At 39.8% G+C, this 25,996-nt stretch carries 35 protein-coding genes; 1 reads left to right on the forward strand and 34 read right to left on the reverse strand.

Annotated elements, in window-relative coordinates:
• Positions 1 to 181: 181 nt before the first annotated feature.
• The 27 genes from OYT88_RS02200 to OYT88_RS02330 all read right to left on the reverse strand — a co-directional run bounded on the left by OYT88_RS02200 (position 182) and on the right by OYT88_RS02330 (position 19,198).
• On the reverse strand, positions 182 to 607 hold the full coding sequence (locus OYT88_RS02200; RefSeq protein WP_274397719.1) for a PBECR3 domain-containing polyvalent protein: 426 nt from the start codon (positions 605 to 607) through the stop codon (positions 182 to 184).
• Positions 608 to 722: 115 nt separating this feature from the next.
• Positions 723 to 1,304, reverse strand: coding sequence for a hypothetical protein (locus tag OYT88_RS02205; RefSeq protein ID WP_274397720.1), 582 nt, complete (start codon positions 1,302 to 1,304; stop codon positions 723 to 725).
• Between the two features lie 132 nt (positions 1,305 to 1,436).
• Complete coding sequence (locus tag OYT88_RS02210) at positions 1,437 to 1,808, reverse strand: hypothetical protein (RefSeq protein ID WP_274397721.1); 372 nt, start codon at positions 1,806 to 1,808, stop codon at positions 1,437 to 1,439.
• Between the two features lie 2 nt (positions 1,809 to 1,810).
• On the reverse strand, positions 1,811 to 2,122 hold the full coding sequence (locus tag OYT88_RS02215; RefSeq protein WP_274397722.1) for a hypothetical protein: 312 nt from the start codon (positions 2,120 to 2,122) through the stop codon (positions 1,811 to 1,813).
• Between the two features lie 253 nt (positions 2,123 to 2,375).
• On the reverse strand, positions 2,376 to 2,573 hold the full coding sequence (locus OYT88_RS02220; protein ID WP_274397723.1) for a hypothetical protein: 198 nt from the start codon (positions 2,571 to 2,573) through the stop codon (positions 2,376 to 2,378).
• A complete protein-coding gene (locus tag OYT88_RS02225; protein ID WP_274397724.1) occupies positions 2,566 to 3,291 on the reverse strand; it encodes an N-6 DNA methylase in 726 nt (241 codons plus the stop codon). Before OYT88_RS02225 ends, OYT88_RS02220 begins: the two co-directional genes overlap by 8 nt.
• Before the next feature lie 38 nt (positions 3,292 to 3,329).
• Entirely contained in the window at positions 3,330 to 3,653 is a 324-nt protein-coding gene (locus OYT88_RS02230) for a hypothetical protein (protein WP_274397725.1), read from the reverse strand.
• Positions 3,654 to 3,660: 7 nt separating this feature from the next.
• Positions 3,661 to 3,930 carry a hypothetical protein gene (locus OYT88_RS02235; RefSeq protein WP_274397726.1) on the reverse strand — a complete coding sequence of 90 codons (270 nt, stop codon included), beginning with the start codon at positions 3,928 to 3,930 and terminating at the stop codon, positions 3,661 to 3,663.
• A gap of 305 nt (positions 3,931 to 4,235) precedes the next feature.
• Positions 4,236 to 4,451 carry a hypothetical protein gene (locus OYT88_RS02240; RefSeq protein ID WP_274397727.1) on the reverse strand — a complete coding sequence of 72 codons (216 nt, stop codon included), beginning with the start codon at positions 4,449 to 4,451 and terminating at the stop codon, positions 4,236 to 4,238.
• A 263-nt stretch (positions 4,452 to 4,714) separates the two neighbouring features.
• The gene (locus OYT88_RS02245) at positions 4,715 to 7,567 is read right to left on the reverse strand and encodes a hypothetical protein (RefSeq protein WP_274397728.1); all 2,853 of its coding nucleotides are present in this window, start codon (positions 7,565 to 7,567) and stop codon (positions 4,715 to 4,717) included.
• A gap of 536 nt (positions 7,568 to 8,103) precedes the next feature.
• Entirely contained in the window at positions 8,104 to 9,411 is a 1,308-nt protein-coding gene (locus OYT88_RS02250) for a DNA primase family protein (RefSeq protein ID WP_274397729.1), read from the reverse strand.
• Between the two features lie 317 nt (positions 9,412 to 9,728).
• On the reverse strand, positions 9,729 to 10,652 hold the full coding sequence (locus tag OYT88_RS02255) for an HNH endonuclease (protein ID WP_274397730.1): 924 nt from the start codon (positions 10,650 to 10,652) through the stop codon (positions 9,729 to 9,731).
• Between the two features lie 77 nt (positions 10,653 to 10,729).
• A complete protein-coding gene (locus OYT88_RS02260) occupies positions 10,730 to 10,939 on the reverse strand; it encodes a hypothetical protein (RefSeq protein WP_274397731.1) in 210 nt (69 codons plus the stop codon).
• A 484-nt stretch (positions 10,940 to 11,423) separates the two neighbouring features.
• Positions 11,424 to 11,918, reverse strand: coding sequence for a hypothetical protein (locus tag OYT88_RS02265; protein WP_274397732.1), 495 nt, complete (start codon positions 11,916 to 11,918; stop codon positions 11,424 to 11,426).
• Positions 11,915 to 12,058 (reverse strand): hypothetical protein, encoded by a 144-nt coding sequence (locus tag OYT88_RS02270; RefSeq protein ID WP_274397733.1) that lies wholly within the window; start codon positions 12,056 to 12,058, stop codon positions 11,915 to 11,917. Before OYT88_RS02270 ends, OYT88_RS02265 begins: the two co-directional genes overlap by 4 nt.
• 14 nt (positions 12,059 to 12,072) lie before the next feature.
• A complete protein-coding gene (locus OYT88_RS02275) occupies positions 12,073 to 12,300 on the reverse strand; it encodes a hypothetical protein (protein WP_274397734.1) in 228 nt (75 codons plus the stop codon).
• A 27-nt stretch (positions 12,301 to 12,327) separates the two neighbouring features.
• Positions 12,328 to 12,645: a hypothetical protein gene (locus tag OYT88_RS02280; RefSeq protein ID WP_274397735.1), complete on the reverse strand. Its 318-nt coding sequence runs from the start codon at positions 12,643 to 12,645 to the stop codon at positions 12,328 to 12,330.
• 90 nt (positions 12,646 to 12,735) lie between these two features.
• Positions 12,736 to 13,239, reverse strand: a complete 504-nt coding sequence (locus OYT88_RS02285) for a helix-turn-helix domain-containing protein (protein WP_274397736.1) — start codon at positions 13,237 to 13,239, stop codon at positions 12,736 to 12,738.
• Between the two features lie 439 nt (positions 13,240 to 13,678).
• Positions 13,679 to 14,596: a helix-turn-helix domain-containing protein gene (locus OYT88_RS02290; RefSeq protein ID WP_274397737.1), complete on the reverse strand. Its 918-nt coding sequence runs from the start codon at positions 14,594 to 14,596 to the stop codon at positions 13,679 to 13,681.
• A gap of 176 nt (positions 14,597 to 14,772) precedes the next feature.
• Positions 14,773 to 14,979 (reverse strand): hypothetical protein, encoded by a 207-nt coding sequence (locus OYT88_RS02295; RefSeq protein WP_274397738.1) that lies wholly within the window; start codon positions 14,977 to 14,979, stop codon positions 14,773 to 14,775.
• Between the two features lie 18 nt (positions 14,980 to 14,997).
• On the reverse strand, positions 14,998 to 15,483 hold the full coding sequence (locus OYT88_RS02300; RefSeq protein ID WP_274397739.1) for an SHOCT domain-containing protein: 486 nt from the start codon (positions 15,481 to 15,483) through the stop codon (positions 14,998 to 15,000).
• Between the two features lie 8 nt (positions 15,484 to 15,491).
• Complete coding sequence (locus OYT88_RS02305) at positions 15,492 to 16,016, reverse strand: hypothetical protein (protein ID WP_274397740.1); 525 nt, start codon at positions 16,014 to 16,016, stop codon at positions 15,492 to 15,494.
• Positions 16,017 to 16,042: 26 nt separating this feature from the next.
• On the reverse strand, positions 16,043 to 17,080 hold the full coding sequence (locus OYT88_RS02310; RefSeq protein ID WP_274397741.1) for a tyrosine-type recombinase/integrase: 1,038 nt from the start codon (positions 17,078 to 17,080) through the stop codon (positions 16,043 to 16,045).
• A gap of 179 nt (positions 17,081 to 17,259) precedes the next feature.
• Complete coding sequence (locus tag OYT88_RS02315; RefSeq protein ID WP_274397742.1) at positions 17,260 to 17,625, reverse strand: HesB/IscA family protein; 366 nt, start codon at positions 17,623 to 17,625, stop codon at positions 17,260 to 17,262.
• Between the two features lie 58 nt (positions 17,626 to 17,683).
• Entirely contained in the window at positions 17,684 to 18,586 is a 903-nt protein-coding gene (gene dapF / locus OYT88_RS02320) for a diaminopimelate epimerase (protein WP_274397743.1), read from the reverse strand.
• 20 nt (positions 18,587 to 18,606) lie between these two features.
• Positions 18,607 to 18,837, reverse strand: coding sequence for a hypothetical protein (locus tag OYT88_RS02325; RefSeq protein ID WP_274397744.1), 231 nt, complete (start codon positions 18,835 to 18,837; stop codon positions 18,607 to 18,609).
• Between the two features lie 22 nt (positions 18,838 to 18,859).
• A complete protein-coding gene (locus OYT88_RS02330; RefSeq protein ID WP_274397745.1) occupies positions 18,860 to 19,198 on the reverse strand; it encodes a DUF1462 family protein in 339 nt (112 codons plus the stop codon).
• 210 nt (positions 19,199 to 19,408) lie between these two features.
• On the opposite strand from OYT88_RS02330, the gene OYT88_RS02335 reads away from it, so the two are divergent.
• Positions 19,409 to 19,630, forward strand: coding sequence for a NifU family protein (locus OYT88_RS02335; RefSeq protein ID WP_274397746.1), 222 nt, complete (start codon positions 19,409 to 19,411; stop codon positions 19,628 to 19,630).
• Positions 19,631 to 19,878: 248 nt separating this feature from the next.
• On the opposite strand, the gene OYT88_RS02340 is transcribed toward OYT88_RS02335, so the two are convergent.
• The 7 genes from OYT88_RS02340 to OYT88_RS02370 form a co-directional block, all read right to left on the reverse strand.
• On the reverse strand, positions 19,879 to 20,847 hold the full coding sequence (locus OYT88_RS02340) for a YutH/CotS family kinase-like spore coat protein (RefSeq protein WP_274397747.1): 969 nt from the start codon (positions 20,845 to 20,847) through the stop codon (positions 19,879 to 19,881).
• Positions 20,848 to 20,900: 53 nt separating this feature from the next.
• Entirely contained in the window at positions 20,901 to 21,821 is a 921-nt protein-coding gene (gene ligD, locus OYT88_RS02345; RefSeq protein WP_274397748.1) for a non-homologous end-joining DNA ligase, read from the reverse strand.
• Positions 21,805 to 22,770: an ATP-dependent DNA ligase gene (locus tag OYT88_RS02350; RefSeq protein ID WP_332236952.1), complete on the reverse strand. Its 966-nt coding sequence runs from the start codon at positions 22,768 to 22,770 to the stop codon at positions 21,805 to 21,807. Before OYT88_RS02350 ends, ligD begins: the two co-directional genes overlap by 17 nt.
• Positions 22,771 to 22,773: 3 nt before the next feature.
• A complete protein-coding gene (gene ku, locus OYT88_RS02355) occupies positions 22,774 to 23,586 on the reverse strand; it encodes a non-homologous end joining protein Ku (protein ID WP_274397749.1) in 813 nt (270 codons plus the stop codon).
• Between the two features lie 337 nt (positions 23,587 to 23,923).
• On the reverse strand, positions 23,924 to 24,694 hold the full coding sequence (locus tag OYT88_RS02360) for a TIGR01457 family HAD-type hydrolase (RefSeq protein ID WP_274397750.1): 771 nt from the start codon (positions 24,692 to 24,694) through the stop codon (positions 23,924 to 23,926).
• A 29-nt stretch (positions 24,695 to 24,723) separates the two neighbouring features.
• A complete protein-coding gene (hepT, locus tag OYT88_RS02365; protein ID WP_274397751.1) occupies positions 24,724 to 25,170 on the reverse strand; it encodes a type VII toxin-antitoxin system HepT family RNase toxin in 447 nt (148 codons plus the stop codon).
• A 324-nt stretch (positions 25,171 to 25,494) separates the two neighbouring features.
• Entirely contained in the window at positions 25,495 to 25,791 is a 297-nt protein-coding gene (locus tag OYT88_RS02370) for a YutD family protein (protein WP_274397752.1), read from the reverse strand.
• Positions 25,792 to 25,996 lie beyond the last annotated feature (205 nt).

Below are 25,996 nucleotides of genomic sequence, written 5' to 3' on the forward strand. Positions count from 1 at the left end.
ATAATTAAAGACCCCACAAATTGATGTGGAGTCCCAACACAAGTTATTTAGCAGGTTGGCAATCCTGCATCTCTTGTAAGACCTCATCATGAGGCGTGATAGCTGCCTGTTCTATCCTTAAATAACTTGCCTTTATATCCTATACATATAATATCACTTTTATGTCTTCATGTAAAAAATTTTACTGTACTTTTTTCGTTCTTCCATTTTTCAAATAACTCTCAAGCTGGCTTTGTTTAATGGGATAAGCTGAACGAAATTTTAGGACATCTGATTTAAGATTTAATCTAACTGCAACTAACATTAATCTATCAATTTTTTTAATGAATTCAATACTTTCTCCTTTTGGATGAATACCTACATAATCAGGGTTCTGCACAATATCGGGAATTGCTTCAACATGCTTTTTAAATTCTTCATCAGATGTAAAATCGGACTTATGCTTATCAATATATCTAATTCGATCTTTCCACAATAATATATCTTTCTCATTTGTTTTTAGATGAAGTAAATCAATTATATTTACGGTTAGTTTGCCAATATAATAAGGAGAAATCTTGAGATGATTCAAATCTATTGAATCGAATTTTCTAGATGAAGTTGCCACCATATCAGCTCCAAGTCTGTCATACTATTAATATTATATGACAAAACATGGATAATTATTCTATAATATTACCATTTTCGACAATTACTTTTTCATGAATATATCCCTCTTTCTTTTAATCTCCAATTTCTACTGTCCAGCAAATCATAGCTTGATAAACGCGCTCATCAATCAGTCCCTTATATTCCTCAGCAACTTTCCTAATCCGCTTTTCCTTTGCCTCTTTATAAGCCTGAAATGCTTCTTCGGGTGTATCGAATGTACCTAGGTTTCCATTACAATATGCCTTAAATTTATCATGGCATCTTTGAACACCAATTGGTAATGATCCTCTGTTAATCGAATTGCTTGTAAAAAGTGAATTTAATTCGTGAGTAACAAAGCAGCATGTTTGCGGGGAATAAATCTTGTTGCCTTTAACGAGGATATCTTTGTCTAATTCCATTTTATGTCCAGGTATTTCATAATAATTTTTATTGTACCATTCAGCAAAGTTCTGAAAGTTGTGCCATTCATCGACAACAGAACAATCTTTATATCTTCGCCAGTTTTTATAATCGGAATTTATACTTGTTCGTCGATTCATATTGTTCCATGTGAAATAGGCTTTACTGTATTTAGTTGAATTGTATTTTCCTTTGCCAATCGTATAATCCCTTACTACGTCTTTTATACATGCCAACCATTCCAAATCCATTTCTTATCCGCGAAAAGACAAATCCATTTTCATCTATTCTATAAATCAAATTTACCATTCTCCTCATTCTTATTTTTCATCTATTATGTATTGCTTCCGCTTGATCCCCTTTCATTCCGTCTTGCTTCATATTCATTTGATTTTGCTATTTAATCTGTCAGTTTCGACTAAAGCTTTAGCAATTGCTTCTATTGCCTGCTCCTGCACCATGTAATTTTTCTCGTTGTCAAATGGCGCAAAATGCAAATGCAATAACTCATGGACTAGACATTCTTCCATGTCATTTGTCAGGATGGAGTGTGTAAAATCATCTGGATCGAGAATCCTTATTCGTGCAACTTTTGACTGCAACACCCATTCACACTCACCTTGGAGGTTATCGCTGCTAAACTGACTCATTCTTTTAATGGACACCGTAATATCCCAATCTTTCAACCTTAGCCGATTCTGCCAATACGACAACTTTTTTTGAAGCTGCTCTTCGGATAGAATTATCTGCTCCATATTTACTCCAAACTGTTATCCAACAAAATTTCTAATGTATTTTCAAATTGTCCGTCTTCGCATTGCTCAGCAACAGTTCTTAGGCTCACAATTTCGTTTTTTCCGGTTTTTACGGCAATATCAAATAACTCTTTAATTTCATCGCCAATTTTTGTATATACAACCAGATCATCGCATAATTTTTCAATATATTTTATGACATGCTCTTCTTTCCAATACGCCTTAATTATTTCCCGGCCATTTTTCGAAAATATATTTAAATAAACCGGAAACCAGCCGTCTCTTCTGAGTTTTTCTAACGTGTATGTTTTCATTCATTGATCATCCTTTTCGATTAATTAATAATCACAATACCTTGTCGCTTCAAGCATTTTGCTATCCTTCGATAAACTGCATCCAAACTTTGGCCCTTATAAATTCTGAATTTTATCTTTATATTGTAAATATCCAGCATTTGGATTGATATCTTATTTGGAATAACCCTATCCAAATCATCAACAATCTTGACAGGTAAAATATAGCCATCCTTATGAATTCTAAATTCCAGCGAGACAACAACCCCGCAGCTCATTTTTCATTGATTAGAGTACTATTCAACTTTTTGATTAATTTGTCGATAGAGTCCCCGACAGAAACACCGTCAATATTTTCTGCCTGACATGCCAATAATGAATCCAAGTATCTTAGCCGAAAATCCGTAACTTTTGCTGGATTATGCAGTTCATTAGAATTTGTACCTTTCAACTTTGCTTTTTCATCATCCATGATTAATCACCTTTTCTTTAATTTTTACAACTTTCATAAATCCTTCAATCTTATCTTTCAATTTCTTTTCTTCATCAATTCGCTTCTGAGGATTAATCAAATATTCCGGCCAATCCTTATTCTCGATGTGATCAGGATACCTAAAGTCCGTCCATTTTACGTTAAATTCTCTAGAGACTACATCAGAATATGGCATCACATTTAAGCTACTAAAGCGCAAAAAGTCATCCTTTTCATTTTGGATGAAGAAAACACCTTTGCATTTCCTGCTTAACACATCACAATGAACGACCGCAGCATTTATTCCACGTATCATTAAATTGAATAGTAAGAAAGGAATAGCCCGATCACTAATTTCCTCAGCCTGGTAAAAGTAATCTGATGGATGATAAATAAAAATGTTGCTGTTTAATCTGTCCTGATTCCATCTACTAATTAGTAGGCTTCCTGTTCCGGCACAGCAGTCATATGTGATTCCGTCCAGGTATTCGGTGTCAACCAATTTTGATAAAAGTTTTCCGACAGAATGAGGTGTAAAATCTTGCTTCTTTTTCTTTCTGTCCGCTGCTTCATCTTGGAAATATGTAGTAAACCAATCGTAAGAAACATCAGTTTCACAATGTAGGAAATTCTTAAATAGCTCGATTCTTTCTTGTGGATTAAAGAGGATTTTCATGAGGGCTTCCGGAGCTTTCCAACTATCATCTACGCCTATCAATTCATTAATTTTTTCTGTGGTGAGTTCTGTTTTAATGCTTATCTCGTCTCCATTTCACCAGTAAGCCTTGTTTTAATGCTTTCAAGTTGCTTATAAATGTCTCTGTTGTCTTCCAGCAGATTGTCCACCACGCTAAACAGACCTTTATTCTGATTACTAATTTCTTTGAAATAGGGCATGATCACATTCAATAATTGTTTATTTGCTGAAAAGCTAGCTTCATAGCAAACGTGATCCATCTCTCTAGGAGTTAATTCGCCAACTGATTTATCCCTTTTCACACCATTTTCATATCTATGGATGCCATCATAATAAATGGCTTTACGATAATTTCTGATATCTTTATCTCTTTCCTCAAACATATATCAATCAGTCCTTTCCTGTTTTAATAACACTAATAAATCTATTAGCAACAGCAACATAAATATCGATCAGCGAAATGGTGTTGCCCTCTTTATCTGTGTATCCCACGGCACCATTTTCTTCAATCTCGTTTTTACAGTAAAGAACTTCCTTCATTGGCAAAAATCTGTGTATCCAAGTTCCATCATCACTTTCTAAAGCAACAACGGGTTCTTTATCAATGACATTTACAATCGCATCATTTAGCTTCTTTTCTTTAAAATCCTTAATATTCAATATCTTTTTCGTGCTTCCACACATCCTTTCATCCATTATCAAATTACATATATATCTATATAAACATTTACATTAATATTTAAAATAATAAGCACAGGCCGAAGCCCATGCCTAAAAATAAAGGAGGTTTATCATACGGGAATTACACAGAATTCTCGAATTGTTGAAGTGCAATCCTTTTATTTACAGTCGGAGGATCGCAAGCGAGGTTAGTTAAGCCGTCTGCCGACCAAACAAAATTGAACTTGGAGGAGTTCAAAATCGCAGGACGAATAATTATTTAACGTACAAGTTGACAAGTTAAATTAGCGTTTAACAGGCACTTTAAATAAGATATATTCTGGATAGTCTTCAATATAATTTTTCAATTTTTCCTGATTATCAATGGTCATGCTTTCCTTATGGCTAAAAAAATAACTAATCATAGCTTCGGAAATGCCAATTGATTTAGCACATTTTCGTCCCGTTATCTTCTTCCGGCGCTTTGTATTGGCTAACTCTTCGATCTCATCATAAGTCATCATCACTCCGTCCTTTCCTAAAAATTTTATATTTACAATATAGTTAATTGACTTCATTAATCGGTTAATTGAAAAGTTTAATTTAAAATAAATTGTTTCTTTCCCTTATAACCTTTCTCCAAATGTCCTGTAAATACTGTTATATCAGTGATTATTCAACTTCCGAAAATCGAAAAACTATACATGGTTGAAAAAATCCTTATTATCAATTAATAATGACTATCTTTGATTTTTTATTTTTTCGCATAAAAAAAGAAGCCCTCTCAGGCTTCTAGCGCAAGTTGTTTTTTCTGTCTGCTCTTCCGTTTACTCACTTTTTTATTTGCTTCTTTACATTCATCACAGAATCTTTTTGCCTTTGCTCGCTTAAACTTTGCACCGCATTTTTCACAATGACCATATGTCTTTAAATTATTTTCAAGGTTCTTAACGATATATCGACCATAGCAGCGCCACAATGTTGTCTTATATTTGTTTTCGTTTTCGTATAAATAATCGACAAGAACATCAGTAATGTACTGTTCATCCTTCTTTATCTTCTTTAATTCCTTCCTGATATAATAATAAGCGTAAGTTTGAGGATTCCTTTTTTGATCAATATCTTTGTCATCAGGTATAAGAGTTTTTAGTTTTCCGGCAAGTTCATTGTATCGTGCCACAATCTGTTTTGCTATTTTTCCATAATTGATTTTCTTACTCCTAAGCATCGTATAATCAAACCGTCCAGCGACTTTTTTAAAATTCAAATTGTACTTATTCTCATCCATCAGTTTTCCTAATCGATTGACTGTACTGTCAGACCAATCAGCGACCTGATTTTCTTTTTTATCTTTAGCCCACTTAAAAAAATGCGGAACTTTTGTTTTATTACTTGTGTATGGTGTTAATTTTTCATTAACATCCTTTGTAAATTCAACTTGTTTTAGAGTCTTGGCATAATCAATCGTAAAATTATTTTTGCAGCAGAGATAGCGCACGGCATCCATATCCGGTTTTCCGCTATTTAGAATCTTACTGATATTATTGCTAATGATCCCGATATTCTGAGTGTAAGCACTCACGAGATTTTCATAAATCACTGTGCTTGTCAGTTCCTTTGGCTCACTGCTGAACATCTCATAATAAAGCGGATAAATTTCATAATTTTTTCTCTGTCTCTTGGCTGCCTGGATGAGCGTTTTATTCATTGTCACTGAAATATGATCCCCATCAAAATCTGCCATAATCAGCAACGTAATTGATGACTTGTTACTGATGTAAAGTCCGTCTGTGCAAAAATAATCCTTCATCCTCTCACTCTGATTAATCTTATTCGTCTGAATAGCATGTTCCACGTAAAGATGTGGACTTCTCAGAATGTCTAACTCAGTGTTATCTTCAAACAGTTTGCAACTTACTTCATTCTGATCCAGCAAATGTTCATCTTCACCGATCAGACGACTCAGGAAATTATAGACATCAGGCAGAATAAAGATATTATGATAACCTTCAATTGGAAATCTACCGCTCTTAAATTCCTTAATCATGGATGCTTTCTTATCTTTAATGCATTCTCTACTGTATGTATCGTTTAAGAGTTCGTTATACATGGATAATGCCTTAGAAAAATAATTCTTGCTTGGTGTCTTATCATCAGCTCCCATGTATTTCAGCATTGTTTCCTTATCGGTACCAAGTTTCTTAAATTCACTTATGCATTCATCAGTGAGATCCGCAATTTCATCATCATTTAAATCAAGTGTCTGAAGAAATTGATAGTTTAGATTAACATTTTCACGAACATCATCTTTTGTAACAATAGCCGCTTTGCAGATGTTACCTTTAAACTTATCTATAAAGTCCTGCTGGCTTGTGTAATATTTGTTCATTTTCATCTGGCTTGCTGTCATAATTATTCTCGTATGTTCCTCAACCACATTATGAGGTTTATTCCATGCGTCCTTGATCCACAATTCGCTGTCATTCTTATTGTCATTGATAAATTCTTTTAACGGAACAGGACAGAGCAGCCCTTTGCACCACGGCGCACGGAAAATAAAAGGTGACTTTGCTAAACTTTTATCAATCACGCCGAATCCATCGAAACTCTCAACAGGGACAGTGACTTTTTCTCCTCGATCAGTAATTTTATACTTATCATCTTTTCCTCTTGTTAGGACATCAAATTTATCTGTCACTTGAGTTTTTAGATCAGGGACAATCAAAATCTTATCAATCGGAAAATCTGACCACTCAACAGACGCACTGGAAACCAAACTAAGATAACTATTAAATTTGTTCGGATTGACTCCTTGATTTCCATCTTTATCAGCATAAGAATTGATGTTTTTTTTAGTCAATCCACACATAAGTGTATTTTGAATTTTGTTGTAAGTCCGCTCTCGAATGAAAACCATTTTATGGTCTTTGATTTGTCCAGAGGAACTTGATAAATAAATATAATGGATATTACCAAAACAGAAACCATTTTCAATCAGATTTCGCATGACTGGATAATAATAATTCTTGATGATGATTAATTCTTTTGTGATTTCTTTTCCTCGGCATCCAATAAGTCTAGTTAAAATGCTGTCAAACATCGAGATAACTTTACTTTGGCGCAAATGATAATGTCCTTTCGTCCCATCCGTTTTATTGAAGTAACAGATGTTATCCTTCCTGATCTTGCGGACACCTTCAAATTTATCTAATTTTGATTTAAGTTGTTTATCAAATTCAGATGATTTTTTGCTGAGAAATTTCTTAATGGTAATCTTATTATTTTTTAATTTCCATTTTTCCTTTGCCGTTTCATCAATGTAGATAAGTGGTTTACTAATCATGTCTTTAAATCTTTTATAGTTAATTTTCAGTACATCGTATTCCTTTTTCAAATTATCATAGTCATCATTAATTCTATTCATTTTCTTAATATTTCTTTGGTTCACTTTCTTGATCTTTTGGAAATTTACTTTTTGTTTTTCAAATGTTTCCGTATTATTATTGAATAATTCTGTTTTATTTTTAAACGCATCTTTTTTGTTGTTGATTTTGTCAATCATCCTATTGGCCTTTGTCATCTCATTAAAAATCTTCTTTTCCTCATCTGTGAAGAATGCCCCACTATCGACGCTCAACAAATAGATCTGCTTCGACAGACTCTCATTCTTATTCTTTGTTTTCTCCATATGTATGTATGTTCCATCCTTTATTTTTTGATTATGTAAATGCCTACCGCGCATTTTTCGTTCACTACGTTCTCGAAAGAATGCTTGCTGACATCCTTGTTTTTGCTACGCAAAAGCCAAGTCTGTGTAATTATTATCTTTTATCGGTGCAGTTTTCCCCTAATATATAGAGAGAAACGGTACCGATATTTAACAAATGCCTTTAAACCTGACTTTTTTAGCATGTCGATCATTGACGCTCAATAGTTTCTCGTACAAATTTTTCAATTCTTGTACGCTCAAACCACTATGTTTCTAGCCATATATTGGCTGTTCGTACAAGAAACTTAAGAAAACAGCTAACTCCTTATAATACTTTTATATATTCTCTTACTATAAAGAGTTGGAGTTTTTTAAGAGATTCTTGTACAAGGCGCTAAAAACCATTGATACATAAGCATTTTGGCGTACAAGAATGGTACAAGAAACTCCCATTTGTACAAAAATCATTTTAGTTTGATTCCTTGCCAATGTTCTGACTGTCCATGTTTCCGACCCTTTGACAGTGAATATTTACTTTTTAAACGCTCATTAAATTTTTTTGTGCCGATCGGTTTAATTTGTAAGTTGTTGCAATATGTTATGTATTCATTATGTAAATCAGCTGTGCTATATGTATGTATTTCACTAAGTAAGCATTTTTCTTCAATAAAATCATCAATCGAATTTCTAATGCCCCTGTATGCATTAATTGCATCTTCTATGGAATCAGATGGTGAAAAAGCTTCGTTATGTTCAAGCCTGTTTAATCCAGCAATTGCAAGATTGAACAATGTTGACAATGCTTCATTAGTTGAAAGCTTTTGTTCGATTAATGGATCACAATTCTTGTCCTTAAATTGATTTGGAAATGGAATGATGATCCATCTCCTATAAAATCCTTCATTCTTCTCACTCGTTTCAGGAATCTCATTTGCTGAGAAGATTAATTTTGTAAATGGCTTAAAGTCAAATGAATCGATCCCCTTAAACTCTGCATTAATAGAATCCCCAGTTACAATTGTCTTGAAATTGCTGGCTTCTTTAATTGGTGTTTTTGGAATATCAGCAAAAATATTAATCAGTTTACCATACAATTGAGCCACTTTAAAACGGTTGTTATCTAAGTCCTGAAGGCTTACTGATGAAATATTTTCTCTTCCAATTATTTTCTCAATAAGATTAAAGAAAGTAGATTTTCCATTTGCCCCTGAACCCGTACAGAGTAAGGCCTTCTGATAACGACAATTTGGCATCAAACAATAGCCCAAAAACTCTAACAATACCGGCACAGCATCATCTGGAACAATTGATTTTATAAAAGCCATCATTTTAGGATCATCCGCATTGGGATCATAATTAACTGGCAATTGAATCGTTGATAACCGTTTAGGTGAGTGAGGTTTTAATTCTCCGGTTTGATAATTTAATAATCCATTGTTTACATTGATAATTCCATCATCAGGATTAATTTTGGTATCTTCCAAAATCTGTGTCTCATTCTTAATCCAATCCATTGTTTGTTTAATGCGATTGGTATTTGATTCTTCATCTAATAAATCCTGAATTAACTTTTTGAGTACAAGTTCACCTTTGCTAAGATATTTTCCGTTTCGATATATGTATAATTTTTTGCCATCAAAGAATATATGTTCATATGTATTAACGATCTCTTTACCTAAACGCTTGGGTATGTAGCGGTTTCCCTTAAAATAATTCTGTGGGTCGTTGTTCTCAATCCTTTTTCTATTCAGTTCTGTTACTGCTGCTGGCATTATAAGCATCATCCCTCTTAATATTTATTTCACCGACAAGAGCAGTTACAAATAAATTAATATAAAAAATTTCTAAATATGCGTTGACGCATCACCTCCCAGATGATATTATGAACTTGCAGAAGAAAACACTGCTTAGTTTTGAGTTTGCTTAATTTAGAGAAATTAAGCTCATAATTATTATTATTCACTTGAAAGAATAAGTCAATAGTTTAAGAGATCGGCAGGATAGCCGGTCTCTTTTTATGTTGGAAAATTAAATGATCGAAAATGATCATAAGGCTCAGATGTTTCTTCTAACTAATCGGTAGAGCGATTTATAAATTTACCAACTCTTCAATCTTATCGGTTAATATTTCTTTCTCAATGCTTTTCTGCTCTACGTTATTTTCAAAATATAAATGGTTTTTTATTCTATTTTTTTCACTAACTTCAATTAAGCCTTCAAGAGAATTAAAAAAGTTAATATAACAGCACAATCTATTCCCACATTGTACCAACATTGAAATTATGCAATTATCTTTACCATATAATTGGCCAAGCCTATTTGATCGAATTTTTCTCTTATCAACAATATTAATACTGCCAGCTATTTTTGATTCTTTATTATATCTAACCCATTTCCTTATTTTATCTCCTATTGGATCACTGAGATACGGAGTACCTAAAACCAAATATGCTATCTCATAAGCAATTTTTAGAAATTCCCTATCAAAGTCCCAATGGAATTCTTTCTTAAATTTAAGCCTTGGTTCAACTTTTTTAGTTAAAGCTTGTTCTAATATCTCTTCTGACCTCATTATAGGTATTTTTCTTCTTTTTAGGAATTTATTAACCATTACTGGGAGTATCTTTTTATCTTTCATGTCCACTTGGAATAATACACTGTCTTCATCATCAGATGTTTCTTTAAAAGGAACCATGTGTATTCCAATAACATTGCCATTTTTATCAGTGAGTACATTAACATTTATTTTGGGATTATCTTCCAAAATGCCTTGCTTAAACGGATTTGGCAATGATCTAGAATTTCCTTTCAGCCTATATTTGACTCTAATAAATTGCATTAATAAATTATCTATTAGCGGAGCGTCAACCTGTTTTCCCAAATAATTATTACATTCCTTACATACAGAACAGATGTGCAACTGGCCTCCGAGAGCTTTAGGAAACACATGTTCATCACTTGGCTTTTTTAGTTCTTTACAAAATATGCACTTACACACATGTTTATCTGCCAATCCCAAATTCTTCCCTTCATCCTTACTTTAGATTTTTTTTTCATATAAAACGATTATTTCATACGTAGGAAGCAGTATCATTCCTCCCTCCTGATTTTATCGAAGTCTTCAAATTCCATTTTTCCGGCCTTATATTCCTCTAACGCCTGTTTTTCTTCAGCAGTCAATGGTTCATCCTCATATGGTATTTGTGCTTCCTGGATTGCATCTAACCAGCGTTTCACTTCATCGTCTTTCATATCCAGAATTTTCTTTATCAATTCTTCTTTAAGCGTTGGTTCATTCATTTTTCGGCCCCCCTTATCGATATTGACACTGACAGCATCAGCTACCCTCACTTTAAGGACATGTTATATGACATTACCCTAGATTAAATCGAGGGTATTTATTTTCACCGTTCAAAATTGAACAATAAACCAACGTCAGTTTAATTGACACTATTCAATACGCCTAAGTTGAACTTAGACCGCTCATCTGGTTCATTTATACGAATAACAAGAACTAAATTTCGTTCCCCTGCTGTTTTTTAAAAGAACCTCAGATTCATCATAGTGCCTTTCGCTTTCGTCCTCGCCGATAGCGGATTAAAAATAAGTTGGCGACCGCGATTTTTTCTTTGGAAACATCCAATCCGACATATTTTGTGTTATGATTCATGCTAGTTTCTTCCGTATCATGGCTCTGTTTGGGGAATAGATCCTAAGTTTTATCTTACTCCAATTAACCCACGTATCTGCGATCAAGGGGCTAGTTTCGTTCAGTATAACTATTTTAAATCGCATCTTCCTTACCAAGTGCCACTACAAAACGAATTCCTATTCCTTTTGATAAATAAAAGGTCACATAACCATTGTCATTAAATTGTTTAAAATATCTGCTACTTTCTTTTAGTTGATTTGAATAGTATTCAAAAATTGAAATCGGTTCATCACCATTTACAATAGGAATAACTTTCTCATCTACCCTCTTAATAAAATTACAATCATCAGGTAAAAAATTTCTTCCAAAAACCTCAAATTCTTCATTTAGTTCATCATTGCTTTTATTCAGACTGAAAGAAATATTATTAACAATTCTATGAAGATTTTTTATAATAAAATAGCTTGAATCTTTTACATCGAAGTCAAAACTAATTAATGTTTCATTATTGTCTTTAATTGGTTTACCAAAATAACTTATAAACGATTCTACATTGTCACCAATTTTAGGGAATTTAATTACTGGATTAGATTTCTCCTCTAAAAATTTATATAATGACTTACTCATTCGCCTATCACCCTTCCGTATTTTTTATCCATTGCTGCTATCAGCTTGTCAGATTTAGAAGAATAGAGATAGTCAACATAGTTATCGTTGTGTTCAAGTTCATGTGCTATTTCAAATTGCTGTTTGAGTGATTGTTTCATTGAGCGGATGCCTCCTAATCTTCATTAAATTCGTTAGGATTATCTTTACTATATTCAATATTAACATCATCAACATACAGCCCGTGATTTTTCCCGTCCATTGTCTGTATGTTTACATTCGGATTAACGAAATATCCGTTTACTTCCATTTCCGCTTTTTCAGCAGCCTCTTTATAACTTCTCGCATTTACTTTCATGTGTGCTATTCCGCTAAAGTTAGCAAAAACATCGTATTCTGTCATTTTGAACCACTCCTCTTTTTTTAAATATCATTTAACAACATAAATAAAATCTCTCATAAATTCCTTATCCAATTCTCGTTGTTCTTCGACTAGCTGCTTTCTCACTTCTGCCGTATATACATTTTGGGCAGTCCGCTTACTATGCTCATCAAGAAAGCAAATAAGTTTCGAGCCATTTTCCCTATATTCTATATTTTCTTCTCTTAAAATTACTTTTAATTTCTTAATTGTCTTCTTCCCATTTTTTCTCAAATCAATAACATATTCATCATTCTTATGATTATTGACAACCAGAGCATCATAAATATCATTAAATAAAATATCGCATTTCCTGACTTCGAACATCTATCTTCACTCCTCATATTCTTCATTGTTTTCACCGGCCATTGCAACAGATTAACTTTCACTAAATACCAGACATCGCCTCCTTATAATTTATTCCTTCCATTCATCACTTTCATATTCAATTAATAATCCATGATTTTCTTTTGCGTCCTTCTCTATTTCTTGTGCCAGTTTTTTGATTTTATCTACTTCTTTTAAAATCGATTCTTTAGAGTTATGAACCATAAAATGATTCATAGATATGTTAAGTTCTTTTTTTGCATTGATATATTCAAGGTTCATTTGCGCCAATTTATACCGAAAGTATGCTTGAAACTTAATATCATCGTTAATTTTCCGCCTTTTCCAAACTGAATACTCGGCATATACATCAATTTTCACAATATTTTCCACACCTAATGATTCAGTGAAAATTTGTGATTCATCTTCAGGAATATTAAACACATAGCACAATTTTTTAAGATGCTTCTTAGGAATTGGTCTCCTTCCGTTTTTCCACGTTGAAATCTGCTGTGGTTTAATTTTTAGATAATCAGCGAGATCATTTAGGCTTAATTTATATTGACTGCAAAGATAATCAATAGGATGTTGCAAAAGGTATTCCTCCCTCAACAAATACCATTATAATCTTTGGTTTAATTTAAGTCAAATATGATGTCATTATCAATATTATATTAATTTATTAGGGGATTATTATAAATCATTCTTATTTTGATGTGTAATTCCCTCGCTCGTTGGAGATATAACAACGATCTTGTATGATCAATATAATCTGACTCGCCAAAGTTGGGCAGTGAATAAGTCGGTGAGGGCGACCTTAACTTCATCCTTACTAAAAGTAAAGTTGGTACAAGTTAAATGTTCAAAAAAGCACATTTAAGATAGACTACCTAGATTAAATCTAGCCAGATATTTCACAGTTTCATTATATAAGCCTCTGTGAGTCTCTGTAAGCATCCCAATTCATTTTCGATAGATTGTACCTAAAATCAATTTGCGTTAAATGTGGCTAATCCTGAGCATTCAAAATTAATCAATGGGGTATTACAAACTCCAATTTGCTGAAGTCAGCACCATATTCATCTTCACACTCATTCAGGAAAATTTCATGGCATTTCTCTTTCACGATCTGCGTAAAATATGCGTTGATATTCTTGATTTTCTTGATCTTCATCTGCCCTATTAGCTGCTTGAGGCTCCAGATTCCGGCTTGTGATACGTTTTCCAGCTCAATATTGGCTTTATATGCCTGTTGTTTAAGAATCGACCATAATGAGTTTATACGTTCAATGTTTAATCCGAAATGTACTTTGTAAATGATTCCAAATGTCCGATCAATATAGTGCGGAAGATAATCAATATCTGAACCTATGGGACTTTCTTCATCTTTGCTACGATCTTTTACAGATTCTTTTGATAGATTAGAAGTTAAGATAGAGTTAGAAAACGGATCAGCCGTTAGAATTGGCTTAGTAATAGGGATCTCTGGCGTCTCAACTTGGCTATCTAATAGGTTACTAGATTGGGCATCAATACCTAAAAAAGAGCGCCAATAAGCGAAATATTGGTGTTTTGTGAAGAAATAAACGGGTTTACCACAACAATTAAATGCACCTTTACGCCGGAAAGCGATAAAGATAATACCCGTCTTTTGCAAATCATTCATGATTCGTCTAATTGTACGCTCTGAAACGCCCCATTTTGAAAGATATTCTTGTGATGCATATGAAAATCCTAACTCACATGCAGAATAGCAGAGAAAGTCTATAGCAGCCCTTGTGCCTTCCTTGAGTCTGTACCATTTATCTTGATATAAGTTGACGATATCTTGCTTTAAATCATTTTTGACGGTCTGTTTATCTGATTGAAGTGTTACAAATGGTTTATATGACAGCATTTGTCTAAATTGACTATGTTCTATAATCGTTCTCCGTTTCGTTCGTGTTTTCATGATGGTACGCCTCATCTTCATCAAATTTTGGCGCACTTAAACAGACACATTGAGGCTTGTTTTTTAAAGCCGAACAATGTATACTTGATTTATCTAATAAATCGTATATTTAAGTACGCGAAACTCATCTGTTGGAGCAGATGAGTTTCATTTTGTCTTTAACACTGCATAAAATTTTAAAATGTATGCTCCTTAAACGGTTTCAATAGATCGTTTACGGCGTCATCCTTGCTGTAATGCTCGTCCGCTGCAAGAGAATGGGCAATAGACAGAATTTGATGCAACATTTCTACCCTTTCAATCATGTCTTCCAGTTCATTAATTGAAATGGATCGGTCGTCAAACGAATAAGATTTTTCCAAAGAATCTAGTTCAGCGTTCATGACTTTTCCTTTCAAAATTTATTTCAATAGCTTTGCCTTCTGTTTCTCAAATTCTTCTTGAGTTACAGCCCCTGCATCCAACAGCTTCTTAAATTTGAGAATTTCATCAGCAGGACTCATTGAAAAACTAGGTGCTTCAGGCTTTGAAATTTTACTGTTGATATATTGAATCGCCTGGTTAATATTTATTTTCATTTTTCCCTTGTGAAAAACAAGGCAATTTTTAGCAGCGTTAGGCCAGTTTGCTTTTTCATGCACGCCAGCCGTTACGAGTTCAATGTGTCCCCAAAAGATTCCGGTGGTTGCGTTAACCGCATCCAGTCGGTTAAATTGAATTTTGAATAGGCTTGTCTGAAAAATATTCCCTGTCCAAAATCCTTTTTTAACGATATAAACCTTTTTGTCCGTCACAATCAGCCATTCTTTGAAGACGCCGCGTAGCAAGAATTTAATCTGTTCTCCGGACTCCATATACTTTTCAACGTGTTTCAATTTTTTTGACATAGGAAATGTCAGTCCTTTCTTTTTAAATTCATCAGCGGGTTGCTGGCTACGGCTTTGTCCTTATTTTCTGGATAAGGAAGATGGATACCCAAGATTAAAAGTGCCCTCTCAAATCCGTTAAGACGTGTCTCATAAAAATGTGTGTCTGGATGTGCTTCAGCGGCAAAATACAATTTGTCCTGTTCTGATTGCAGTTCGTCCATGATATATTGAGGGAGATTGGCTCTGAAAGGCAGACCTGCTGCCTGAACCTTTTGATAGGTCATCAGGCGTTCCTCCTCCATTTCTCCATTTTTAGGACTGGCAGTACCTGTTACGTCGATATCCCAATCAGCGACATCCATTTTCAATGACTTTCCTTCAGTGCTAATCAAATTGGTATAGACATCTCTCAAAGCCGTTACATCAGCAATAGCGGAGTCCCTGTCCAATGATTTTGTATCAACATATCCGTAAAGTTTTGCTTCGACAAAAAGGCGATAACATTGTTCCTGTGTTTCGGTTAGTGGTTTGATTACATTTGCTGCTGACATTTGAAAGACCCCTTTGATTTGTTGGATTAAATTATCCTTGAATTTTTTGGACTTCTAAATTTATTAATTGGCGAAGCTGAATCATGAACTTCTCTCATGGCTTTTATATCAATCTGAACGTATCTTCGCATGGTTCGAATATCTGACCATCCGCCCATCTTGCAAATAGTAAATGGATCTGCTCCATCAAGAACCATATTCCTAGCCCAAGTATGGCGGTATACATGACTTGTAACTTTCTTATCTTTGATTCCTGCTTTCTCTGCGTAGAATTTTAATCTCTTGTCGAAATGATTTAATCCAATTGGATCACCGTTCCATGAAAGAAAGAGCCTGTCTGTCTTAAAGTGCTGTTGGTTTTCGTTGTGCAAATCAAGCAACAATTTTGATGTTGATGTTGAAAAAGGGATCAATCTAGGTCGCCTGTTCTTAGTTTGGGCTCCATTCAACGTAATAAAACGAGTTTTAAAATCAACATCGGTAATACGGAGTCCCAACAGCTCCGATCCCCTCATGCCCGTATCTAGAAGTGTTAATATTCCGACATAATCACGAAATCCCACATAGTCACGTTGATCAATTTGCCTTAGAATCTCTTTAATTTCGTCATCAGATAAGAAATTGGTTAAATCAATGTCAGTCCTCAAAAGTTGAATTCTTGGAGCAACTTCCAGTAAATCCTCACGTTCGAGATAATTAAAAAACGCTCGGTATGTCCGTAAACGAATGTTAATCGTCGTATCTTTTAATCCAATTCGCTGATTTTTATCATTGATGTATTTATGGCCTGCATAACGTCTAGCATCGTATTTCAAATAAGAAATGTAATTGCGAATCATTTCAGTAGTAATTTCATCGACATATTGAACATTGGGATAATTTTCATTAACCCACTTTTTAAAATAGCCCCAATCTTTCACATAATCTTGAATTGTTCGCTCTCGACACCCTTCTATTTTTTTGCCACTGATGACCATGTCGCAAGCCTGATCAAAAGTTAGTCTAGAATAGTTCTTAGCGTTGCTCCGTGATGTAATTCGACTGTGACGGATATTTTTAGGCAAAACAAAAACCACCTCCTAATTCTGATTCATCACTAGAAGATGGTTCAAAAAACAAGTTATTTTAGAGACATTGCCGATTGAATCATGAATAATCAGCAATGAAAAATCTCTAATTTTTCATCTGAAATTTACAACCCTCAATTGTTAATCCCATTGTCGATCCTTCTATAAAGCAATCATCAGCAGCCGCAGTCTTTAACGGGTTCGCCCTGATCGTCGGCTGTTTTAAACGAGTGTCCGCAGCCGCATGTTGAGATGGCGTTCGGATTGTCGATCGTGAATCCGCCGCCTGACAGATTCTGTCTGAAGTCAATGGTCACACCGTCAAGCAGCGGAGCGCTGTTCCTGTCGACAACGACTTTTAATCCGTCATTTTCAAACGCCAGATCGCCATCGATCATCTTATCGTCAAAACCCATGCCGTACGACAGGCCGGAGCAACCGCCTCCGCCGACGCCGACGCGGAGAAACAGGTTTTCTCCGGGTTCTTCATTCATCATTTCTTTCACATGATGATTTGCTGCCTCTGTCAGAGTGATTTTCATCTTTTTCAACTCCTTTGCATTTTAAGTATATTATATCGTGCCGTGATTATGATCACAATCAAACAGTCGATGATCGTTCCTTATTCGCATCATGAACAAACAAAGTGCCTTCGCAGATTGTTTCGGCATCTCCGGTCATGAATACATGATTGGAGCGGGACTGCCATTCAATCGTCAGGTCTCCGCCGGCAAGATGAACCGTCACCGGCCGGTCGCCGGCCATTCTCGATTCGAGGACCGAGGCAACGACTGAAGCGCAGGCGCCCGTTCCGCAGGCCTGAGTGATACCCGAACCGCGTTCCCAAACCCGATAATCCGCCTCGTGGTCGGAGCGCGGATGAACAAAGCCGACATTGACACCTGCGGGAAAAAGGGGATACGTATCGGCAAGCAGCGAGCCAAGCCGACGGATCGGGGCCCGATCAACATCTTCCACAAAGAAAAGGGCATGAGGATTGCCCATCGACACCGCGGTAAAACGGTAATCCACACCATCGACAGTCAAAGGTTCGCGGATGACTTTGCTGCCGGGGTCGCCGCCCTGCAGCGGTATTCTGCCGCGCTCAAGTATCGGCTCCCCCATGTCGATCGTTACTTCGTCCGCATGTCCGAAGCGGAGGTGTACTTCTGCCTCTTTATTTCCGGACAGCGTCTCGATCGTAAAGTGTTTTCGATTCACCAAACCGTGCTCATAAGCGTACTTTGCAACGCATCGCAGCCCGTTTCCGCAGTTTTTCGCTTCCGATCCGTCCTTATTGAATATTCTCATCCGGACATCGGCCTGATTCGAGGGAAGAATCAGGATCAGGCCGTCCGATCCGATCCCCTTATATGGATCCGAGACCCGGATAGAAAGGTCGGCAGGCGAAGGGATGTCGAGTTCGCGGCTGATCCCGTCCAGATATATATAGCAATTGCCGAGTCCGTGCATTTTTGTAAAAGCAAAAGTTCTATCCCGCATCGTTCACTCTCCGCTTCCTTTTATCTGAGCGCCTGAGTCGTCCAGATATAATCGCCGTCCATACTTTCAATCACAATTTTTTCATGACAGCACGGCATAATAATATGTGTTTTAATTCCCTCGAATGCCTCTTCGATCGCCTTTTTCCTGATCGGAATCATCACCGGCGACCGATGGCAGAACGGGCATTCCTCAAAATAAATATCGCTCATGACGCGTTCGTACGGCCAGCTATGGTGAAAATCAAGCATCAGGCTCCCTTCCTTCTCAATTTTATTCTCCCCGGCTGTCGTACCTGCGGCTTTCGTTTATGTCCTTGAATCCGTGATTATCAAGAAAACGGAAAATCGGTTTAAGCGATATAAAGCCGTCGCCAAGCACCACATGATCCGAAACTACAAGCGGGTAAAAATATTCATCCGCCACAATCTTTTCACAGTACAGTCGGTCACTTTCAGTTATCGGATGCTCCAGATCGACATAACGGACGGTCACCGGATTTCCATACTTGCGGGTCACCGCCGCTTCGAGCCACTCGGCCGTTGACCTGGAGGACGGGGCCTGAATGCAGCTCGCACAGAGAGCCTCCGTTCCATAAACAGTCAGCTCCAATTTATTTTCACCCCGTCGTTCAAAGCTTTATCCATACTATAACACGGGTCCGTCTTCCTGTCATCGATCGGGAGACAACGACGCTTTCTCATTGGGAAGGCAGATAAAAATTACGTTCCGCGGTAAGGAACGCTTCGGACATTCATCATAGATTTTTTTTAATAAAACAGATATAATGACTCTATAGAGCAATAGGAAGGAGTGTTTCGTTTGTACGACCAAGTCGAAGAGGTTCTCGAGAAGCTTCGTCCTTTTTTGCTGCGTGACGGCGGGGATGTCGAATTGCTTGAAGTGGAAGACGGCATCGTCCGTGTCCGGCTGATGGGGGCATGCGGCAATTGCCCAAGTTCGACGCTGACGTTGAAAGCCGGAATTGAACGTGCCCTGGTTGAAAACGTCCCCGGAGTGCGGGAACTCGAACAGGTTTTTTAATCAACTGAGAAAATGACGCACCGCTTTGCCTTGACGGCAAGCGGTTTTTTGTTGCTCACTGAATATTCCCCCGGCTCCTGCCTCTGGCCGGAACACCACGCAAAGACGCCGCCGCTCTTCCGGCTAATTTTGGGGAATGCGGGCGGCGATAGACTGCTTTGTATGGTGAAATCGGTGTTGAATTGCAGATGGTTCGATTTTTTCCCCCGCCCGCCGCTGATGAAAACGCCGTCCGCTCAGAATCGAACTTACCGTGTTCCGCCGGAAGCCAGCCATTCCGGCGCTTCAAAACGATTCGCATATCGTTTGGTTAAAAAGGCAAGCATCGATTCGATGTTCCCGGCCTTTTCCTCGTTGGCCCGGATCGTTTCCTCCAGCAGCTGCCGGTCCTCCCGATCCGATCCGGAAAAATACCGTTCACAGCATTCCAGGAAAGAAAGCGGGAAGAGCAGTCTGCTGAACAGATGGGCGGCCAGCGGATCCGTCAGCGGGAAACGGGCTTCATAATCGTTCAGGAAACTCTCGGCCGCCGCTTCCTGGTCCGGCCCGCTCCTCGTCCACGCCAGCATACGGAGCCATTCGGCCAGATCACGCGAGCGGTCGTCGGCAACCCAGAATGCCGGATTTTCCGGATACAGCGATTCGGAGCCTGAAAAGCGAAAATGTCCGATCACCGCCGTTTCCCCGTATGAATGATCGATGAAGGTATCAACGCCGAGCTGGATCGCATTTTCCGCGCACCCCGAGAAGTAAGGAAAATTTGCCAGAAGGCGCTGTTCAAAAAAATCGGTCTGCTTCTTCGTCTGAATCTCGGTATATTTTTTCGCCAGTGCATCGATCCGGCCGACCCACTCCGATGTCCGGCCGGCGACCGGCGATTCCGGAAAACGCTGGGTATCCTGCAGAGCGGTGCGGCGATGAAAGTCCGCGAGCGCAGTCCCGAGGGGCAAAGACGGATGTCTGTTTTCATCGGGCAGCGACATCAGAACTGAGGGAACGCCGTCCACTTCCGTGACGTACTGGTTTTCCCGGTTTCTGAACATTCTGCAGACCGGAATCGTCCCGAGCGCCAGATTGTCCGCTATATCGGCCAGCACTTCCAGATTGCGATGATAAAAATGGTGCAGCGGCTGAAAAAAAAAGCGGGCATGAGCCGTATCTTCCTTCTGCAGCCGGTACTTCCTGCCGGCAACAGCCGGCCAGTCTGCCCCCGCCAAATGCAAGCACCTCCCCGCACGATTTCCTTACAATTTATGCGGCGGGCGCCGATTCAATGCCGGCCGGCAGAAGATAATACGGGAACCTGTTTTTTAAGAGAAGCGACAACGGTCGATAGGGATCGGTTTTCCTGCCTAAAAAAGTCCTGCATCGGACAGGGTCCCCTTGCAATCCGCCCGAGCACAGAAGGTATAGTATAGTGTTCCATTCTGAGGCTTTCATTCACTTCCTCCCAGCGAAGCGGTACGGCAACCGTCGCGCCCTCTTTTCCGCGCGGAGAATAGGGGCAAATGATCGTTTTTCCCGGAGCATGCTGGACGTAATCGATATAAAGCCGGTTTCCGCGCTTCTTCTTCAGCCTTTCAGTCGTAAAATCAGCCGGAAAATTTTCGACGAGAAGGCGGGCAATGAATGAAGTAAAGATTCGCGAGTCCGGATAAGTCAGCCCGCTTCCGGCCGTTGGAATATGAATCTGAAGGCCCCTGCTCCCGGAAAGTTTCGGATAACCTGTAATTTCCAGACGGTCGAGAATCTTCTTTATCTGCAGCGCGGCTTTGACTGCCAGCGGAAAATCCGAGCGGTCGGCCGGATCCAGATCAAAAACGATTTCCAGCGGCCGGTCTGAACCAATGGTTTGAAATGGGACGTGATATTCGACGGTCATTTGGTTGCCGAGCCAGATCAGTGTTGCAAGATCGTTGCAAATAATATAACGATGATCGCCGACGGTCGCCGTCTGAATGAACTCGGGCGCATAGTCCGGACAGTTCTTCTGAAAGAACGATTCCCCGGGGACGCCGTGCGGAAAACGGATCGCTGTCAGAGCCCTGTTTTCTAAAAAAGGAAGCATGAAGCGGGAAACCTCGGCCAGATAAGAAATGAACAGTGCTTTGTCAATTGGGGGCTGTTTCCAGACAATTTTATCCGGATGCGTGATTTCGGCATCCTGTAAAGGCTTATCTAAAATTTTCATGATGATCATCCTTTATCCTGCATTTTTCCGGATCCCGACCGACAAAGGCCTGGATGCTCGGCTGTCTCAGAGCATGGCCGGCCCAGTTGATATATTTCACTCTTACCGTGATCCGCGGTTCCAGCCAGCGGACGCCCTTTGAGCCCGGCGGCCGGCCGGCAAAAGGCATGGTGTCCGTGATCAGCGGAACGATAAATTGCGTGAAGGCCTGCCACTCCGCCATCGTCAGATTTCCCGTTCCGCAACGGCCGATATAAATCAGCCGGCCTTGTTCATCATAGAGCCCCAGCAGTACGGAACGAACGATATCCGAGTGGTAAGCAACACCTCCGATCACGGCGATCAGGTCTTTGTAATTTTTGATTTTTCTCCAGTCCGCGTTTTGTCCGCCGATCATATACCGGCTCCCGCTATCTTTGGAAACGATTCCTTCCAGGCCCATTTTCTTCACCGTATGAAATAATGCCGGCCCGTCGCGATGAACCGGTGTCAGCTGAATCCTTTCGGACGGCGTAACAATGGCGGCGAGCCGATCAAGCCTTTCCTGAAGCGGCCGATCGTTCAGCCACTGGCCGTTGCAATAAATGAGATCAAAGATCATGTAATAGATCGGAATATTTTTCATGGCCGCTTTGATCCGATCCGGCTGCCTGATTCCGTCCCGCCTCATGACATCGTGAAAGGAGGGCCTGCCGTTTTGATCCAGAGCGATGACTTCGCCGTCCAATATGAACGATTCGGCAGCCGTGCACTTGGTGACGGCCTGAAGCTCCGGAAAAACTGCTGTCCGCTCGTTCTTTTTTCTGTTAAAAAGACGGATTTCCCTTCCGCCGAAATAGCAGAGCACCCGGACGCCGTCCCACTTGATCTGATGGATCCACTCCGCTCGGTCCGGAATCGTTTTGGCAGGAACAGGTTCAAAAGGAATGACAGGATTCAGTTTGCGCATCTGTCAGACCGTCTTTTTCCGTCTTGCCGTTCTCTTTTTCGGGCGGGTTTCTTTGACGCTTGCCTCCAGGGCTGAGAGCAGATCAACGACGTTTTTCGGCTGGGGAGCCCCTGCCTTCTTGCGGGGCTCGATCCCGGCGATTTTACTCTGGATCAGGTTTTCCAGTTTCAGCCGGTATTCATCCTTGTAGTTCTCCGGCTGGAATTCGGCTGCAAGCTGATTAATCAGCTGCGAGGCTATGTCGAGTTCTTTCTGCACATTTTCTCCGGCAACATTCGCCATTCCCGGAACTTCGTCCATACTCCGGACCTCATCGGGATAGTATAAAGTTTCAAGAATCATTCCTTTTCCGTGGCTGCGGATCGCGGCGAGATGCTGCTTCGCCCGGATGATGATATTGGCAATCCCGATTTTGGCCGAGTCGCCGATCGCCTGGCGGAGCAGCGAATAAGCTTTAAGGCCGTTCCCGCCGTCCGGACCGATATAATAAGATTTTTCATAAAATATCGGATCGATTTCGCTGAGATTGACAAAATTGACGATTTCGATGCTTTTATCGATGTCTCCCTGCAGATCGTTCAGTTCTTCCTCACTGACGGCTACAAACTGCTCGGGAGAATATTCATACCCTTTGACAATCTCTTCATATCCGACTTTTTTGCCGCATTTCGAACAAGTCCGTGTATAATTGATTGGAGCCATACAGTCTTTATGGAGCATACGCAGTTTGATATCTTTGTCTTCTGTCGCCGTGTAGAGTTTGATCGGGATGTAGACCAGTCCGAACTGAATGCTGCCTCTCCACATTGTGCGCATAAAATCACCTCGTCGCTTAGGTTGCGCAAAATAAAAAAATGTATCAGGAAAACGCGGTTCCGTCTGCAGCGGAGGCAGCCCTCGGTGCCGATGCCTGACCGCATAAAAAAAGCCTTCTGCTCGAGAAGGAATTTTTAACGTCAAAATTTTTCTATAATTTTTATGCGAATAGAACAATCTGTTCACCCAAGCGGGCATGATTCCGTATCTCAAGTCCGGCGGAATATTGCGCGTTTCGCGGCGCTCATCTCCTCCGGTCAGGGCCGTGCAGCATTTTTCCGGCAACGATACGGAGGAACAGGAACCATCAGACCGCGCAATGAAAACCGGCGAAGCTTCAAAATACCCACTCGCTCAATGATCGAAGTGCATACGTCGGCTGAACGGTCCGCGTTTGCAGGTTCTGCTGCGACGTCACTCCGGTCAGTACAATCAGCGTATCCATGTCAGCGCGGATTCCTGCCATGATGTCGGTATCGTAGTTATCGCCGATGATCAGGGCCCGCTCCTTCGCCGTTCCCAGTTTTTTAAGTGCCTGATCGATAATGATCGGTTCCGGTTTGCCGATAAAAACCGGCTGAACGCCGGTCGAGACACTGATCACCGATGTCAGGGAACCATTGCCCGGAAACAGGCCGTATTCTGTCGGCAGAGCGGCATCGGGATTCGTTGAAACAAATTTGGCTCCCTTGCGCACGGCCAGGCAGGCCTTCGCATATTTTTCATAGGTGATCTGCCGGTCCATGCCGAATGCAACGTAATCGGGATCATTTTCCTCATATTGCAGGCCCTCTGCTTCCATCGCCTGTTTCAGTCCGCGCTCGCCGATATAGTAAACAGTCGCGTCCTCTTTCTCATTCTTTATGTAGCGAGCCGTTGCCATGCTCGTCGTCAGTACATTGTCAGGTGTGCACGGAATACCGAAACTGTTAAGCTGCCCCGCTACCGTTTCTTTTGTCCGCGTCGAATTATTGGTTACAAATAAATAAGGATGCTCTCTTTTTTTAAGTTCCTTGACAAATTCCACCGCTTCGGGAATTTTCTCTTTTCCACGGTAAACCGTACCGTCAAGATCAAGCAAAAACCCATCGTATGACTTTCTACCCATCAATAAACCCCCAGCCTGTCTATTCTCTTTTACTGTCCGGTATCGGGCGAAAAAGCCGACACCGGCCCAAGCTCGTTTTCCAGATATTCCGTGATATGGGTTGAAAACTGTTTCAGAGGAGTCAGATGATCTTTTATCACACCGCGCACTTGCTCATGATCGACCGCCGTGTATTCCTGGACAAGCATTTTGCGCAGATGCACGACCGCCTTGACAGCTGACGCGTCGTCCGCAGGCAGCACCGATTCGTCTTCCAGAATATCGATAACATCTTCATATCCGCCCGGATCGCGCATGATAAAACCGTCAATCATTTGATTTCCGACATCGATCATCGATTCGATCAAAATCTGCGCCAGCCGCTCCAGTGCGAGGCGGCCGACCGGAGAATCCCAATTTTCGCTCTCGAAAAGATCCAAAAGCGAGTTCATATAGTTCAATGTTCCGCCGATTTTTCGCCGATCTACAAAATACATGACATTCCCCTCTTTAATCCATAGTAAAATTACCCGGGCCAGACCGAAAGCTTATGGACAGCGCCGCATGTCAGGACTTTACAGATCTTTTCGGACCCGCTCATCAATTAACCGTTTTCTGCACAGAATACCGGGAAAGGGGGTGATGGACCGTCCACAAGAATCGCTGCGTTCAGATGTTCACAGTCCGGGACGAAAACGAAATCCATCCGTACCCGAAGAATTCCCCGAGGGCGCTTACGGTATCGGAAAAGCCGGCAGCGCCGACGGTCGTTCGGATAGCCGCGGCCGGCATAACGGGGAACAGCCCCGGCAGTCATCCAGTCAGTTCCGGCTGTTTGTCTTTTTTTTAAGTACAAAATAAGCGCAGCCGAAACTGCAGTACTCAACCAGATAATCGACGAGCGTACTGATTTTCGTGTCAAATGTCGACTTTTGATTCTGATCTTCATAGAATCCTCTGAGCCGAAGCTGCTGGTAGCCCCAGTCTCCGACGATATAGTCGAATTTATTCAATATGTCGCTGTATCGCTTGCAGAACGCCTCCTCATTCCAGCCATTGCGTACATTTTCAATGACTTCGTAACGGTGGTGATCGACGGCGACAGTCACATTGCTCAACGGATAACCCTCCTTACTCTCGACGAAGCTGTGCGGATCCTTTCCGATCTTTTTCGGACGTACCCTGTCCGGACGCATTCAGGGCAAACGCAGGCAGAGATCTAAAAAACAATCTGCACAGATTTATTATAACAGATCCGGCAAATTCCGGAGATGACAGCTCCCAGCCGTCCGGAAAACCGCTTTACTCATATTTAATTAAGAA

The organism is Sporolactobacillus sp. CQH2019 (genome assembly GCF_028765345.1).
GTDB lineage: Bacteria > Bacillota > Bacilli > Bacillales > Sporolactobacillaceae > Sporolactobacillus.